The 13,688-nt window shown below is 58.1% G+C and carries 9 protein-coding genes and 1 tRNA gene; 6 read left to right on the forward strand and 4 right to left on the reverse strand.

The features are described from left to right. Positions 1-10: 10 nt before the first annotated feature. Complete coding sequence (gene putA, locus AC1DFB_RS02505; RefSeq protein ID WP_480922064.1) at positions 11-3,409, reverse strand: bifunctional proline dehydrogenase/L-glutamate gamma-semialdehyde dehydrogenase PutA; 3,399 nt, start codon at positions 3,407-3,409, stop codon at positions 11-13. Positions 3,410-3,512: 103 nt separating this feature from the next. Here putA and AC1DFB_RS02510 point away from each other — a divergent pair, with 103 nt between their 5' ends. Together AC1DFB_RS02510 and AC1DFB_RS02515 are read left to right on the forward strand one after the other, a co-directional pair. Further along, positions 3,513-3,989 carry a winged helix-turn-helix transcriptional regulator gene (locus AC1DFB_RS02510; RefSeq protein ID WP_170401672.1) on the forward strand — a complete coding sequence of 159 codons (477 nt, stop codon included), beginning with the start codon at positions 3,513-3,515 and terminating at the stop codon, positions 3,987-3,989. 40 nt (positions 3,990-4,029) lie between these two features. Next, complete coding sequence (locus AC1DFB_RS02515; RefSeq protein ID WP_480922065.1) at positions 4,030-4,590, forward strand: tetratricopeptide repeat protein; 561 nt, start codon at positions 4,030-4,032, stop codon at positions 4,588-4,590. Positions 4,591-4,651: 61 nt separating this feature from the next. On the opposite strand, the gene AC1DFB_RS02520 is transcribed toward AC1DFB_RS02515, so the two are convergent. The 3 genes from AC1DFB_RS02520 to AC1DFB_RS02530 form a co-directional block, all read right to left on the reverse strand. Continuing rightward, positions 4,652-6,541: a PhoX family protein gene (locus tag AC1DFB_RS02520; RefSeq protein ID WP_480922066.1), complete on the reverse strand. Its 1,890-nt coding sequence runs from the start codon at positions 6,539-6,541 to the stop codon at positions 4,652-4,654. Between the two features lie 177 nt (positions 6,542-6,718). Next, positions 6,719-7,891 (reverse strand): hypothetical protein, encoded by a 1,173-nt coding sequence (locus tag AC1DFB_RS02525; RefSeq protein WP_480922067.1) that lies wholly within the window; start codon positions 7,889-7,891, stop codon positions 6,719-6,721. Next, on the reverse strand, positions 7,791-8,366 hold the full coding sequence (locus AC1DFB_RS02530; RefSeq protein ID WP_480922068.1) for a hypothetical protein: 576 nt from the start codon (positions 8,364-8,366) through the stop codon (positions 7,791-7,793). Before AC1DFB_RS02530 ends, AC1DFB_RS02525 begins: the two co-directional genes overlap by 101 nt. Positions 8,367-8,658: 292 nt before the next feature. Here AC1DFB_RS02530 and AC1DFB_RS02535 point away from each other — a divergent pair. The 4 genes from AC1DFB_RS02535 to AC1DFB_RS02550 all read left to right on the forward strand — a co-directional run bounded on the left by AC1DFB_RS02535 (position 8,659) and on the right by AC1DFB_RS02550 (position 13,682). Continuing rightward, positions 8,659-8,732: transfer RNA gene (locus AC1DFB_RS02535), tRNA-Gly, on the forward strand. Positions 8,733-8,875: 143 nt separating this feature from the next. Continuing rightward, positions 8,876-10,696, forward strand: a complete 1,821-nt coding sequence (locus tag AC1DFB_RS02540) for an ABC transporter transmembrane domain-containing protein (RefSeq protein WP_480922069.1) — start codon at positions 8,876-8,878, stop codon at positions 10,694-10,696. Between the two features lie 160 nt (positions 10,697-10,856). Continuing rightward, positions 10,857-12,746, forward strand: a complete 1,890-nt coding sequence (locus AC1DFB_RS02545; RefSeq protein ID WP_480922070.1) for an acyl-CoA synthetase — start codon at positions 10,857-10,859, stop codon at positions 12,744-12,746. A gap of 12 nt (positions 12,747-12,758) precedes the next feature. Further along, positions 12,759-13,682 (forward strand): alpha/beta hydrolase, encoded by a 924-nt coding sequence (locus AC1DFB_RS02550; protein WP_170420683.1) that lies wholly within the window; start codon positions 12,759-12,761, stop codon positions 13,680-13,682. Positions 13,683-13,688 lie beyond the last annotated feature (6 nt).

The raw sequence follows: 13,688 nt of genomic DNA on the forward strand, positions 1-13,688 counted from the left end.
CAAGGTCCGGTTATGCCGCACCTCCCAGAAGGGCGGCGTTGCCTCCGGCGGCGGTGGTGTCGACACAGACATGGCGTTCCCCCAGCACCCGAGCACGGTCGGGCTGCCCGGGGATCAGCGGGATGATCGGGCCATCGCGCCGGGCCAAATGCTGCTCGATCTGGCGGGCAGTGTCGTCGTCGCCCCACCACAGAACACCCGAGAAACCGGTCAGGTTTTCAAGCCGGTGCAGATCCAGCATGCCCGTCATACGGATCGCTGTGCCGCCCAACGCTTTGACCGCATCCGCCTGAGCCTTGGCGGCCTCGTCCCCCGGACCCATGCACAAAAGCGGAGAGCGGGAATATTCGGTCAGGCGGTTCGATTCACCGGTGGGGCCAGGCAGCGATTGGGTGCTGGGCGTTGCAGGTTGCCCTTCGGGCGCACCTGGTTCAGCCGAACTGTCCCAGCGTCGCGAAGCATTCTGCCGATCAGGCGCGCAGAACCGTGCCATATAGTTCGGACCGCCCGCCTTGGGGCCGGTGCCGGACAGACCTTCGCCACCGAAGGGTTGCGAGCCGACGATTGCGCCGATCTGGTTGCGGTTGACGTAGATATTACCGGCATGGATCGCCTCGGTCACATGCTGCACCCGGTCGTCGATCCGCGTGTGCAGGCCGAAAGTCAGGCCGTACCCCGTGGCATTGATATCCGCAATGACCTTGTCGATATCTTGCGCCTTGAACCGGACGACGTGCAGAACCGGACCGAACACCTCGCGCTCCAGCGCCGAGATGCCAGGTATCTCGATCAGGGTCGGTGCGATAAATGTACCCTCAGGAGGCGTTGTCATCTCCTTCAGTACCCGTCCTTCTGAGCGGGCCTGGGCCACGTGGTCCGCGATGATTTGCCGGGCTTGCGCGTCAATGACCGGGCCGCAATCAGTTGAAATCAGCCAAGGATCGCCCACATGCAAAGCGTCCATCGCCCCTTGCAACATGGTCAGAACGTCCTCGGCAATGTCCTCTTGCAGATAAAGACAACGCAGGGCCGAGCACCGCTGGCCTGCCGATTGGAACGCGCTTTCGATAATCGATTGGATCGCTTGTTCCGGCAACGCGGTGCTGTCTACGATCATGGCGTTCAGACCGCCGGTCTCGGCGATCAATGACGTACCTGGCCGCATGTGCTGCGCCATTGCTGATCGGATTTTCAGCGCGGTCGCGGTGGAACCGGTAAAGGCCACACCAGAGACGCGTTCGTCCGACGTTAGCGCCGCACCCACTTTCGGCCCGCCCGGAAGAAGTTGCAGCGCATCGCGTGGAACGCCTGCTTCATGCATCAGTTGAATGGCACGATGGGCGATCAATGGCGTTTGCGGGGCAGGGGCTGCCAGCACAGCGTTGCCGGTGGCCAACGCAGCCGATATCTGCCCGGTGAAGATCGCCAGAGGGAAGTTCCACGGGCTGATGCAGGTGAATATTCCGGCGGGTTTGGCGGCAGGAATATTGGCGGCGTAGTAGCGCAGGAAATCAACTGCTTCGCGCAGCTCGGCTACCGCATCGGGCACGGATTTTCCGGCTTCGCGGGCGAGCAGGGCAAACAGCTCTCCAAAATGCGCTTCGTAGAGATCGGCTGCTTTATCTAGAATTTCAGCGCGCTTCTCTGCTGAGGCCTGCCATGGGCAAGCGCTGGCCAAAGCCAGTTCCACGTCTTCGGGGCTGGCCGCAGCAACCGAACCGGGACGATCCGATGGTTGCGCGGGATTGATCACGGGAGTGTCTGCCAAAGGCAGTGCATCATCCGACAGCAAAGGTCGGGCGTACCAATGATGGGCGCGGAAGGCGTCGCGTGCGATGTCAATCTTGTCCAGCGTCGGCGTATGGCGCAGATCAAAGCCTTTCGAGTTTGGGCGTTCCGGTGCGAACAACTCAGGCCCGGTTGGCAGCGGTTTGCCAGGCGTTTGAACGGCCACGAACGGATCTGCGGCAACGGTTTCTGGGGCGACTTCCTCATCAACGATCTGATTGACGAACGAGGAATTTGCCCCGTTTTCCAGAAGGCGACGCACCAGATAGGCCAACAGATCCCGATGCGCGCCGACTGGAGCATAGATACGGCAGCGCGAGGTCCGCTTGTCGCGCACAATCTGATGCAGGGTCTCACCCATCCCGTGCAGGCGCTGGAATTCGAATGGCTGGCCGTCCGCCATATGTAGGATGGCGCTGACGGTATGGGCGTTATGCGTGGCAAATTGCGGATAGATACGGTCGGTCATTCCCAGCAGCTTGCGGGCGTTGGCGATATAGGACACATCCGTCGCCGCCTTATCGGTGAAGACCGGAAAACCATCGACGCCCTCGACTTGCGCGCGCTTGATCTCGGTATCCCAATAAGCGCCCTTTACCAGCCGCACCATCAGCTTGCGGTCGTGCCGCTGGGCCATCTCGTAGAGCGTATCCAGCACCAACCCGGCGCGTGGGCCGTAGGCTTGCACGACGATGCCGAACCCGTCCCAACCGGCCAGTGCAGGCTCTGCCATAACTTCTTCGATCACCTGCAGCGAGAGCGACAGGCGATCTGCCTCTTCGGCGTCAACGTTCAGTCCCATGCCCGCCGCCTTGGCCAGCAAAGCCAGCGCGCGCAGCCGGGGCACCAGTTCGTCCATCACCCGTTGTTCCTGCGCCAGCTCATAACGGGGGTGCAGGGCCGACAGCTTGACCGAGATGCCCGGATTTTCGCGAATGTCCTTATGGGTGCAAGCCTCGGCAATAGCGGCGATCGCGCGCGAGTAAGACAGGTGATAGCGGGCAGCATCGGCCTCTGTCCGTGCCGCCTCGCCCAGCATGTCGTACGAGTAGGTATAGCCCTTGTCTTCCATACCTTTGGCGCGCTTCATGGCGGATTGAATGGTTTCGCCTAAAACGAACTGACGTCCCATTTCTTTCATTGCACGACCAACGGCGGTGCGGATCACCGGTTCACCCAGCCGCTTGATGGCCCCGCGCAGCGCGCCGACGGGCGAGGATTTGTCTTCGTCGAGGACCCGGCCTGTCAGCATCAACGCCCATGTCGACGCGTTCACCAGTGACGAGGATGATTGTCCCAGATGCTTTCCCCAGTCTGACGGAGCGATCTTGTCTTCGATCAGCGCGTCAATGGTATCCGCATCTGGCACACGCAACAGCGCCTCGGCCAAACACATAAGTGCAACGCCTTCATCTGTGGACAGGCCGTATTCAGCCAGAAACACTTCCATCATGCCAGGCGACGTGCTTGAGCGGATGTCGCGCACCAGCTGGGCTGCAGCCTCGCAAATGGCCGTTCGGTCGGCCTCTGACAGCTTGGCCTGAGAGATCAGCGTGTCCAGTACAGTGGACTGGTCGGCATAAGTTTGGGTGTCGATTTTGGTGCGTAGGCTGTGTGACATGTGTACTCCGGGGCTTTTGCCTAATATAACCGCCTACAGTCAGGAGAAAGGACCGAATTTTCTCGAATTCTGGTCGAATTGACTGAAATATAGGAGCCTGATCATGCAAAACGACTTGTCCAGCCTTGATCGCTTTGACCGTGCGATCCTTACGGCATTAGCTGAAGATGGCCGCATCTCAGTGACGGACCTTGCGCGCAGGATCGGCTTGTCAAAATCGCCGACACAGGCGCGGCTCAAGCGGCTTGAGGCTGACGGGATCATCACAGGCTATCGCGCCATGTTGGACCCGATCCGTCTGGGCCTTGACCATGTGGCCTTTGTCGAGGTGCGTCTCACAGATACTCGTGAAAAAGCACTGGCCGAGTTCAATGCAGCGGTGCGCAGAGTTGCTGAGATTGAACAGGCTCATATGATCGCGTCCAACTTTGACTATCTGCTTAAAATCCGGACCCGATCGATGACAGAATACCGCACGGTGCTAGCCGAGAAAATCTCATCCCTGCCGCATGTTGCCAACACCTCCACCTTCGTTGCGATGGAGGCGGTGAAAGAAACCGGGTTGCTGGCTCCGCTATAAAGCAGTTGACCTAAACGCCTGATGGATCAGGTTAGAGAGGATGAAAAACGTACTTATCGTTGCCATACTCGCTGGTTCTGCCGCTCAGGCTTCTGCAGATTGCCCGGTTGCGCCGGATCATATTTCTGGCGTCGACGCCCTGATTGCGCAAGCCCAAACCGCGTCGTCTGAGCGCGAGGCGCGGGGCATTTCGGGACGGATGTGGCAACTCTGGACCGATGCGCCGGACGCCCGATCTCAAACCCTGTTGGATCGCGGGATGTTTCTGCGCGAGTCTTGGGATTTGACCGGTGCGCTGGCCGAGTTTGACGCTCTGGTCGCTTATTGCCCGGATTATGCCGAGGGGTACAATCAGCGGGCATTCGTCAACTATTTGCAGCAGGATTACGGTGCGGCCCTGATCGATCTGGATCGGGCCATTGAGCTGTCCCCGAACCATGTAGCGGCGCTTAGCGGGCGTGCATTATCGCTGTTGGGTCTCAAGCGGCTGGACGAAGCGCGAACGGCGCTGAACCATGCACTCGAACTGAACCCGTGGCTTTCAGAACGTGCCTTGCTTGCGCCGGGCGGGCTGCTTGATCCACCGGGTGATGATATTTGAATTGAGACGAAAAAGCGCCCCGGAACCGAAGTTCAGGGGCGTTTTTGATGCAAGGGCTTGATTAGCCGACCAGCCCGTTGTCGGTGCGTTTGATCGCAATCACCGACGAACGCGGCGTACCGCCATCGGGCCAATTGCTGCCCGGATGCTGGATGCCAACAAACATGGTGCGCAGGTCGGTCGACCAGGCCAGACCGGTGACTTCACAGCCATTCGGGCCGGTCATGAAGCGCACAATCTCCCCGGTCACGGGATCGCCAACCAGCATCTGGTTATTGCCGTTTCCTGCGAATTCTTCCTCGTTGTCATCATTCCCGTCTGTCTGAATCCAGACCAGACCGGTCGAATCGATGGCCATGCCGTCGGGTGAGTTGAACAGGTTGCCTTCGTTCACATTTGCCGATCCGCCACGGTTATCCGAATGAACAGTTGGGTTTCCGGCCATGACATAGAGATCCCAATCAAAGCCAGTGGCCGCGTGATCTTCATCCGCTGGACGCCAGCGCACGATCTGGCCGTATTTGTTGGCCTCGCGCGGGTTAGGGCCGTTGACTGCAGTGTCATCGCCCCCAGCATTTGGCTTAACTCCACGGTTCTTGTTGTTGGTCAGGCAGCAATATGCCTCGACCGCAACAGGGCTTGAGGCCACCCATTCCGGGCGGTCCATTGTGGTGCCGCCCGCAGCCGATGCGGCCATACGGGTAAAGATCAGAATTTCGGCCGCGTCCATGCCGGTTGTTTCCGGCGTCAGCGGCAGCCATTCGCCGCTCATGTCGTCATTGAACTTGGCGACATATAGCGTGCCGTCATTCAACAAGCCCTGAGTGTCGACACCGGGCGCATAGGCCGCGTTCGAGACGAACCTGTAAAGATACTCGCCACGTTCATCGTCGCCCATATAGACCACGACACGACCGTCCGCAGCCAGCGCGACCTCAGCATTTTCATGCTTGAAGCGACCAAGGCCGGTGTGCTTGACCGGAGTGCTGTCGGGTTTGGTCGGGTCGATTTCAACGATCCAGCCTGCGCGGTGCGGCTCATTGGGGTTTTTCGAGGTGTCGAAGCGGGGGTCAAACAGTTCGTAGCCATTCCAGCTTTCGGCTTTGATGCCATAGCGTTTCATGCCGTCCGCGACCTTCTGATCGTAGCTGGCATTCTCGTCAGAGGAACCAAAGTAGCCGTTGAAATTTTCTTCGCAGGTCAGGTAGGTGCCCCACGGTGTCTTGCCGGAACCACAGTTGTTCATGGTGCCCAGCGACGCGGTTCCTGTCGGATCGGCCTCGGTCTTCAGTAGGTCATGACCAGCGGCGGGGCCGACGATCTTCATTGGAGTGTTGTGGTGGATCCGGCGGTTGAAGGGGCTGTCCTTATCGACCGCCCAGCCCGCAGGGCCTTCCTTGATCTCCATTACGGTCACGCCCTGGATGTTCTGCAACTTCAGAACGTCATCGGCACGGGTTGGAACACCTTCCTGCGCGGCAGGCAGGTTGATCTTGCGGTTCGGGTACTCGTGGTTGATCGCAATCAGCTCGTGACCCCGGAACGAGAATGTCTCCATCCCATCCGTATTCTCGCCAAAAACCTTGTCCGAGTTTTCAACCTTACCGCCATCGGTCAAATCGTATCCATCGGCCTCGGAAAACAGCGGATCGCCCCAGCGCATTAGCATGTTCCACTCATAACCTTCCGGCACGTGGACTGTCCCATCAGTCTGGGCAGGAATCGGCGTGAAGGCAAAGCGTTGTGCATCGACCGCCTGTGCTGAAGTTGAGCCCAACAAACCAGCGCCCATCGCCGCAGCGCCCGACCCAAATGCCACAACTCCTGACAGGAAACCCCGCCGCGAGATAGCGCTTTCAACCACGCGATCGAAGTCGTGTTCATCCGGGCGGGGGAAGTGCAACTCATCCCAATCGTCGGCGGAAAGGGTGGTGAGATCGACGTCTGTCATGGATAGCTCCTGGCTGTCTGAACTAAGAATCGCCCCGTGGGTTTAGAGCGATCACATGACAGGAAATTGACAGTCTGAGCAAAGCTTCTTTTGATCTGCGCCGCGTACAGATTGACGCCGATCTACCTGCGGCGCTGATCAATGTTTAGGCGAATCTATCGCCAAACGACCAGAAGCCTAAGCCGCCTTTGCCTTGCTGCGGCAATAACATGAGGCATGGATAGGCACCGTGGCCCGTGCAGCAGCTTTGTCCAGTTGCAGCTTGATATGACGGGCCTCCGTCGTTTCACCGCGACGAATCAGGCATTCATGCAGGCCGTGAAGGCTCCAGATATTGCCGGGATGCTGGCAGGCACGGGCGAGCGTGTCGTCCAGACCCAGATCGGCCCGATAGACGGCCTCGGCCTCATCGAATTGACCGTCTTCCATCAACAAGGCACCCAGAGCGTGCCTTGTTGGCTGCATCCATCCCCACGGCTCGTCATAAACCAGATTGTCATCCAACTCGACCGAGCGGCGCAGATGATCAAGTCCGCCTTCACGGTCACCGGATTTGAACGCGATCTCTCCATCCATCATCGCCTCGCCGATCATCAAAACATCCTCGGCGGTGTTGTTGAATACCAGTCGACTTTCCGGGACGGCTTTTCTGGCCTGAACGGCCACTTTGCGTGCATGCGCTGCATCGTCCATACGACCCAAATTGGCCAGAGCCACAGAGCGCGCCTGATGAATTGCGGCGGTGGTATAGCTGTATAACTCCGCGTCGCCGGGCATGGGTTCATCCAGAATTTCCTGCCACATGCCGAAGCGAACCATGACATGGACCTTCTTGCCATAGAAGGATTCGAACAAATCCGGGAAGTAACGGATCACATTGTCCGGCAATAATCGCATCAATTCCTCGGACGCAGCCAGGGCCAATTCGGGTTGCCCAAGGAACATGGCCCCATAGGCTTCAAAATGTACGTTGTGGACGCGATAGACGGTATAGAAGTTCTCACCCCCGGCCATGGCTTCATATTTCTTGTCGACCGCTGCGGCTCGGTGATTGCGCCAGACCACATTCTGATAGTCGCCGCACAACACGTCGATATGCGTCGCCATGTGAACTAGATGCCCGCTGTCGGGCACCAGATCGACCAGCCGATCCCCGTGTCGCAGCGCCTTTTCCGGAGTGGGCGACATCTCCATCAAGTGGATATACATATGCAGCAGGCCGGGATGATCCCAGGCACCGGGAAGCGTTTCAAAGGCCCTTTCCAGAACGGCTTGTGCCTCGGTGGTGGATGCCCCTTCGGCGGGCACGCCCTTCTTGAGATCCCATAGCTGCCAGGGCGTTCGGTTCATCAAGGATTCGGCAAACACAGATGAGACATCCAGGTCGTCCGGATGATCGGAATAAACCGCGCGCATCGAGATCGGCGAACGCGTCGTTCCACGGGGCGTAATCTTCGATCTCGGGGTCCGACGGGATATGTTGTGAGATCGCTTCGATCAGCGCCGCCTCGACCGGGGTAGAGGATGCGCGCAATGCCATCGCCGCTTCGATTGCCTGACGCGACCGATCAAGGGTTGCAACTTTTTCATCGGGCTCGAAGAACTCCCATGGTTTGTTGTAATTTGGACCAATCGCATAGGCGATGCCCCAATGGGCCATACCGCATTTCGGGTCATGAGTAATGGCCTGTTCGAAACAGGCGGCAGCGGCCTCGTGGTTATACCCGAACAACCAGATGAGCCCCTGATCGAACAGTTTCTGAGCTTCGCTTGATGAAGTGGTAACAGCACGGCGATACGTGCCGAGGTCAAATTCGGTCATCATTCAATCCCCCGCTAAAATTCCGCCGAGGACGGGCAAACAGCGCCGGACGACGGATTTTCGAACTATAGCACATTTTCGTGAATGGCGTCGCGGAGCGCGGAAAATGCTCTTTTGAGCGTTTGCAATGATCCAGCCCGCCTGATCAGTTAAGAACACTCGCCGAAAAGCACCCGGCTGTTCGCACGTGTCGATCCTGGCAAAATGGACCTTTCAAATCACAGTGCGAGGCGCATTTGATTGAAACATCCTCTTGACGTCAAATTTCGTATGAAATAGGTGGTGGGCTCGCTGAGCGGGCGTTGTGTAGTGGTAAGACCTTAGCCTTCCAAGCTAATGACGCGGGTTCGATTCCCGCCGCCCGCTCCAGTTGATCCCTCACACAAGTTGCGTCATTTAGCCCTTATCGGGTTGCAAAACTTTGTCTTCAGCTTGACCCCAAACGCCTCTGACGCCAAGAAGCTGGGAATGATGCCTGATCAGGGCGATCGACCAAAATACAAGGGCCAGACATGGCAAGAACCAGCGCCGCCAGTCCAGCGAACAATTCGGCTCCGCGTGCACAGGAAGAGCGTGCGCGGTCAAAGAAAATAGGCGTGCTGCGGTCATTGTGGCCGTTTATGAAGCCCTATCGACTGCTGATGATCGGCGCGACACTGGCGTTGATCCTGACGGCCAGCATGACGCTGACATTGCCCTTGGCTGTGCGGCGTGTGGTCGACAATTTCCGCATCGAAGATGGTGATTTGCTTGAATGGTACTTTCTGGCCGCCCTCGGTATAGCCGGGATTCTCGCCGTGGGTACGGGTATTCGCTATGCTTTGGTGACCCGGTTGGGTGAACGTGTGGTGGCCGATATCCGAAAGGCGGTTTTTGACCGCGTGATCGGGATGAGCCCCGAGTTTTACGAGCGCATCATGACCGGCGAAGTTCTGAGCCGTATCACCACCGACACAACGCTGATCCAATCGGTGCTGGGGTCGTCTGTGTCCATCGCGCTCCGCAATCTTTTGATGTTCGTCGGCGGACTGGTGCTGATGCTGCTGACGTCTGCCAAGCTGACTGGGATGGTGTTGCTGCTGATTCCGCTGGTGGTTGTGCCAATATTGGTACTGGGCCGCAGGTTACGGGTGATCAGCCGGGAAAATCAGGACTGGATTGCGGCGTCCTCTGGAAATGCCGGCGAGGCGTTGGGTGCGGTGCAAACCGTGCAGGCTTTTACTCATGAGGACGCCAGCAAGACGCAGTTTGGAGAGATGACAGAAACTTCGTACGAAGTTTCTCTGCGTCGGATCCAGACCCGTGCGATTCTGACCGTCATTGTGATCTTTCTCGTCTTCTCGGGCATCGTTGGCGTGCTGTGGATGGGTGCGAATGATGTGCGTAACGGGATCATGACCGAGGGCGTGCTGATCCAGTTTGTGATCTATTCGATCATCATGGCGGGTTCAGTCGCGGCGTTGTCCGAAATCTGGAGCGAGTTGCAGCGCGCTGCAGGTGCGACCGAGCGTTTGGTCGAGCTTCTGAACGCTGAAGATACAGTCAACGATCCGTCGCAGGCCAAGGCATTGCCTGTGCCCGTACGCGGAGAGATACGTTTCGACGATGTGACATTCCACTATCCCGCGCGCCCGGACGTTGTCGCGCTGGATCATTTGTCACTGCAGATTAAACCTGGGGAGACAGTGGCCTTTGTTGGCCCGTCTGGTGCGGGCAAGACAACAGTCATCCAGATGATTCAGCGGTTCTATGATCCCGATGCGGGACAGGTCAGCCTTGATGGGCTCGACCTGCGCGAGTTGAACCGTGACGACTTCCGCCAGCACATCGCGCTGGTCCCGCAAGACCCCGTGATCTTTGCCGCTTCGGCGCGCGAGAATATCCGCTTTGGCCGTCTGGACGCCTCGGATGCCGAAGTCGAGTCCGCCGCCCGAGCCGCTGCCGCGCATGAGTTCATCTCGGCTTTGCCCGAAGGGTATAACAGCTTTGTAGGCGAACGGGGCGTAATGCTGTCGGGTGGTCAGAAGCAACGTATCGCCATCGCACGTGCCATCCTGCGCGACGCACCGGTGCTGCTGCTGGACGAGGCGACCTCGGCTTTGGACGCAGAAAGCGAACGTGCGGTGCAGGGTGCGGTCGATAACATGAGGGCAGGGCGCACCACTCTGATCGTGGCGCACCGTCTGGCGACCGTTAAGAAGGCAGACCGGATTGTCGTGCTGGAAGCCGGGCGCATTGTGGCGCAGGGTACCCATAACGATCTGGTGGCGCAGGACGGTTTGTATGCCCGCCTCGCACGCTTGCAGTTCACCGACGGGGTGGCTGCAGAATAAAGTGACGCTCCGGCACATCTCGTTTCGCCGTAGCGTCATTCTACATATTCCCGGACCTGATCGCTAAGCCCTTGCTTGCGCATGGTGTGTTTTGCTTCCATCTTGGAGGTGACAAACAAGCCTGTGCGCGACACGGGAGACAGATCAGGGGAGGAGCCACATGGCCTTTGTGGGATTGGAAGACAAGGCGCGCATCGAGCAGGAGATGACGTGGGAGGACCGGGACGTACCCGTCACTTTCCACCAGCTGTTGTCGCGGACGGCGGGCAAGTTCCCGAACCACAAAGCGATCAGCTTTCAGTTGTTGTCTGGACCGAGTGACAAGGCTGAGACGCTGACATGGTCCGAACTGCTGGGAAAAGTCAACCAAGCGGCCAATCTGTTCCGTTCCCTTGGCATCGGAGAAAACGATGTGGTGGCTTATGTGCTGCCCAACTGTAACGAGACGCTGGTCACCATGATGGGCGGTGCGGTAGCTGGGATCGTGAACCCGATCAACCCATTGCTGGAGCCGGAGCAGATCGCGGCGATCCTGCGTGAGACCAAGGCCAAGGTCGTGGTCACGCTGAAATCCTTCCCCAAAACCGATGTAGCCCAAAAGGTTGAAGAGGCAGTACGCCACGCTCCGGGCGTCAACACGATCCTTGAGATCGACCTGAATCGCTATCTGACGCCGCCCAAATCCTGGCTTGTACCGTTCTTGCGCCCAAAGATGGGTGATAAAGAAAAGCTGGCCCATGCGGATTACAAGAACTTCCTTGATGAGCTGAACAAGCAGCCTAAAACGCTGAACTTTGAGGATAGCCAGGAAGATCGGGTGGCGTGCTACTTCCACACGGGCGGCACTACGGGCATGCCGAAAGTAGCGCAGCACAAATACTCGGGCCTTATCTACAATGGCTGGTTGGGCAACACGCTGCTCTTTGACGAAAACGACGTCATCATGTGCCCTCTGCCGATGTTCCATGTCTTTGCGGTGCATGTCATCGTGATGGCGGCGGTGTCGTCTGGTGCACATGTGGTATTCCCGACGCCTGCAGGGTATCGCGGTGATGGTGTATTCGACAATTTCTGGAAACTGATCGAACGCTGGAAGGTTTCGTTCATCATCACAGTGCCGACAGCGATTTCAGCCAAAATGCAGCGACCTGTGGATGCGGATATATCCAGCGTTAAAACAGCATTTTCGGGATCAGCTCCGTTGCCGGTCGAACTGTTCCGTCGGTTTGAAGAAGCGACCGGCGTTACTATCGTCGAGGGCTACGGCCTGACCGAGGCCACTTGTCTGGTGTCATGCAACCCAGTGGATGGGGAAAAGAAGATCGGCTCGATCGGTATCCCGTTCCCTTATACGGATGTCAAAATCCTGCAGGACGGGCCGGATGGACCAACCGAGTGCGGCGTAGATCAGATCGGTGAAATTTGCATCTCGAACCCCGGCGTATACGCGGGAAATACTTATACCGAGACCGACAAGAATACGAACCTCTATCATTTCGATAAATACCTGCGCACGGGCGATCTGGGACGGTTTGATGAGGACGGCTATCTGTGGATCACCGGTCGCGCGAAGGACCTGATCATTCGCGGCGGACACAATATCGATCCCGCAGAAATCGAAGAGGCCTTGCTGGGCCATGATGCCGTCGCCTTTGCAGGGGCCATCGGTCAGCCCGATGCGCATTCGGGTGAGGTGCCTTGCGCCTTTGTTGAACTGGTCGAGGGGGCCTCGGTCACTGAACAGGAGCTGATGGACTATTGCAAGGTCCACGTCCACGAACGCGCGGCACAGCCCAAGCATATGACCATTCTGGATGAATTGCCGAAAACCGCCGTTGGCAAGGTTTTCAAACCCGAACTGCGCAAGCAGGCCATCACTCGCATCTACAACGGTGCTTTGGACGCCGCAGGCATTGAAGCGCGGGTTGTTTCGGTAATCGATGACAAGAAGCGAGGTCTTATCGCGCAGCTTGACGCGAATGGGTCTTCCGAAGACGATGTCTCAAAAGTGCTGGGTTCGTTTACTCGGCCATGGGAGTGGTCTGAATAATTCGGAGGAACAATGGACTATGAACGTCTGATCGACGAGGAGACCTGGGGTTTCATCCGGCGTACAGCCGAGAGCTATCCGGATGATACAGTAGAGATGTCCATTGCTGACCAACGCCGGGTCTATGACGCGATGTGTCAGGACTTCCGCCAGCCGCGCCCACCTGGCATCGAGGTGCGCGACAGGTCCGCCGATGGCGTACCTGTTCGCATCTATAGTGCCGGTGACCCCACCCGGACTGTCGTCTACATACATGGTGGTGGGTTCGTCGTCGGGGGCTTGGATAGCCACGATGATGTTTGTGCTGAACTCTGCGCCCAGACGGGCTATCGGATCGTTTCGGTCGACTATCGGTTGTGCCCTGAGCATGTGCACCCGGCGCAGTTTCAGGATAGCTGGACCGCCACGAACTGGGTGGTTCAGGAATACGGCGAACCGATCGTGCTGGCCGGTGACAGCGCGGGTGGCAATCTGGCAGCAGCCGTTTCGCACCATGGTCGGGGGCGGTTGGAAAATGTGCTGGGGCAGGTCCTCATATATCCCGGCTTAGGCGGAGATATGTCGCAGGGGTCGTATATCGAACATGCCAATGCCCCGCTGCTGACATTGGACGATATCCGGTTTTATGAGACTGTTCGGTATCAAGGGACCACGCCCCAGAACGATCCTACCTTTGCACCGTTGCATGACGTCGATTTCTCGGGGCTACCGCCGACGGTGGTGGTGACCGCCGATTGCGATCCGCTGCGCGATGACGGGAAAGCTTATTGCGACCGGATCACAGCCGCAGGTGGGCAAGCCCAATGCATCAACGAGGCAGGTTTGGTCCATGGGTACCTACGCGCCAGAACATCTGTCGGGCGCGCAGCGGACAGCTTTGAACGCATTTCCGTGGCCATTGAGGCATTGGGGCAGGGGATTTGGTCCTACGACTGAACCGCG

The organism is Ruegeria sp. S84, assembly GCF_056583445.1.